Source organism: Falsiporphyromonas endometrii (genome assembly GCF_042654485.1).
Taxonomy (GTDB): domain Bacteria; phylum Bacteroidota; class Bacteroidia; order Bacteroidales; family Porphyromonadaceae; genus Porphyromonas; species Porphyromonas endometrii.
The window spans coordinates 1-2,480 of record NZ_JBHSGO010000087.1 but is presented as its reverse complement, the minus strand read 5'-3'; the positions used below and the strand labels follow the sequence as shown (position 1 = coordinate 2,480).

Sequence of the window (2,480 nt, the reverse complement as noted above, 5' to 3'; positions counted from 1 at the left end):
TTGTGCGAATAGTGTTATATTTGCCATGAAAAGGGTGGTTGGTGACAGCTCTTGGAGCTGTTCTTTTTTGTTCAATACAAACCTACCCTTTTCTTTTTATTCGTCAAAAACGTTTAGGACACTATTGTATTTATTGTGATTTAAGTGAAGTTCTATAATCATTGTTTGTGTTTCAAAGGAGCTATTTTGTGCTACTGCTACCTGATAAAAGCTTTTGGAGTTGACCAGAAAAAAAGGGTTACAATCAAGATGTCCTTGATGCAACCCTCTTTTCGAACTGTAATATTTATAGAATGTAGAATTTTCTCTATTAATGTCTTAGCTTAGTCCGTCAATGTGACCGTCAACAACATCAATATGTTCTGCTTGTGGTACTTTGGGAAGTCCCGGCATTCTCATTATATCTCCTATGATTACAACAATCATTTCGGCACCTCGATTGATAATTATATCAGAAACTTTGAGCTCGAAGTCTCTCACATCACCGTATTCTTTGGCGTTGGCAGAAAATGAATATTGAGTCTTTGCGATACATACCGGGAAATGACAAAGATCTTGTTCCTGAATCTTTCTGAGTTTCTTAGTCGCTTTGCTGCTATATGTTATATTGGCAGCACCATATATCTTTTTGGTAATCTTGTCTATCTTCTCAGTGATTGTATCTGATAGGCTGTAAGCAAACTCCAGTGGTTTGGACGGGTTATTGTCAATGGTGTCCACAACAAGTCGTGCAAGCTCCAATGCACCTTCTCCTCCTTCAGCAAAGGCATTGTTAACTGCAAAACCGATACCGAGCTGTTTTTCACAGTGCTCTCTAACGATGTCTATCTCTTCGTCTGTGTCGTTCGCATACTTGTTGAATGCCACTACAATGGTTTGACCGAAACGCCTTAGGTTATGAATGTGTCGGTCTAAGTTTTTCAAACCTCTCCTTACTCCTTCCGGATTGACTTCTTTGATGGTATCTTCTTTTACCTCTCCGTGCATCTTAAGACCGGACAGTGTAACGACTATTACTGTCAGTGCCGGCTGAAGGTTTGCCTTACGGCATTTGATGTCAAAAAACTTCTCAGCTCCCAAATCAGCTCCAAAACCGGCTTCAGTGATTGCATAGTCAGAAACACTTAGTGCGGCTTTTGTTGCAAGGATTGAATTACAGCCATGCGCAATGTTGGCAAATGGACCACCATGTACAAAAGCCGGTCCGTGTTCGATAGTCTGTACTAAGTTTGGTTTGATGGCATCAAAAAGCAATGCGGCAATGGCTCCGCTGATTCCCAGATCCTTTACAAGAAATGGCTCACCGGTCTTGGTATACCCAAGAAGAATATTGCCAATACGTCTTTTTAGATCATCAAAATCTGTAGCCAAGCAGAGAATTGCCATAATCTCTGATGCAGCCGTGATATCAAAGCCTGCCTCACGAGGGATGCCGTTGCCGGCTCCTCCTAAACCGGTAACGATATTCCGAAGTGATCTGTCATTGACGTCAAGGACGCGCTTCCAAACAACTTCAGATAATCCCTCACAAGTATTTCTGTTTTGATATATATAGTTGTCCAAGAGAGCGGAGATCATGTTGTGAGCAGAGGTGATAGCATGAAAGTCTCCCGTGAAATGTAGGTTGATATTTTCCATTGGAAGCACTTGAGCATAACCACCACCGGCTGCTCCGCCTTTCATGCCAAAGCATGGACCAAGAGATGGTTCTCTAAGGGCAACGCAGGCTTTTTTGCCTAACTTCTGAAGACCTAAAGTCAGACCAATTGAGACAGTCGTTTTTCCCACACCGGCTTTGGTAGGAGTAATGGCTGTGACAAGGATTAGATTACTTTTCTCTGCTTTCTTCTCGTCTATTTCGTTTAGTGGAACTTTGGCTATGTATCGTCCGTATGGTTCGATGGACTCGCTGTGAAGTCCTATGCTCTTTGCGATCTCTGTGATAGGTTTTAAGTTTGTAGCTCTTGCTATTTCGATATCTGTCATCATTGTTTCGTTAATTTGATGAGTATGTATATTAAGGCATCTTCTTTGTTGTATCTCACGAATTTGAGTATATATGTTTTCTGCTTTATATGGTTCTATTGAGATTAGTTGCCTTTATTTCGGTTGCGAATGTACACAAAAAATCAGTATTTACCTTAAAAATGTATGTATATACCGTATAGTTGCTATCTATGAGTTAGAAAGTGCTTTTGTGAAAAGGCTTAAGGTTATACTGAAATAAAATTAAATAATGTTGATAGATGTTGTGTCTTAAGTTGATATTTGAGAGAAACACTTCAATCTGTTTTGTTTTTACAGATCTCTAGCCGCATCTTTTTTATCAAATACTTTATATGAATATACTTATTCAATACTTCGGTAAATTTTTACCGAAAAATTAAAAGTTAAACAATAGAACTGACAAAAGTCGGTTCGAAAACACTAAAGAGATCATTGAAATGTTGTCAAAACGAATGGTTAAGCATGAAGAAATG

At 39.3% G+C, this 2,480-nt stretch carries 1 protein-coding gene; it reads right to left on the bottom strand.

Annotation, left to right across the window (positions count from 1 at the left end; translation table 11 throughout):
- Positions 1-318: 318 nt before the first annotated feature.
- The gene (locus ACFO3G_RS03435) at positions 319-1,989 is read right to left on the bottom strand and encodes a formate--tetrahydrofolate ligase (RefSeq protein ID WP_380078006.1); all 1,671 of its coding nucleotides are present in this window, start codon (positions 1,987-1,989) and stop codon (positions 319-321) included.
- Between the last annotated feature and the right edge of the window lie 491 nt (positions 1,990-2,480).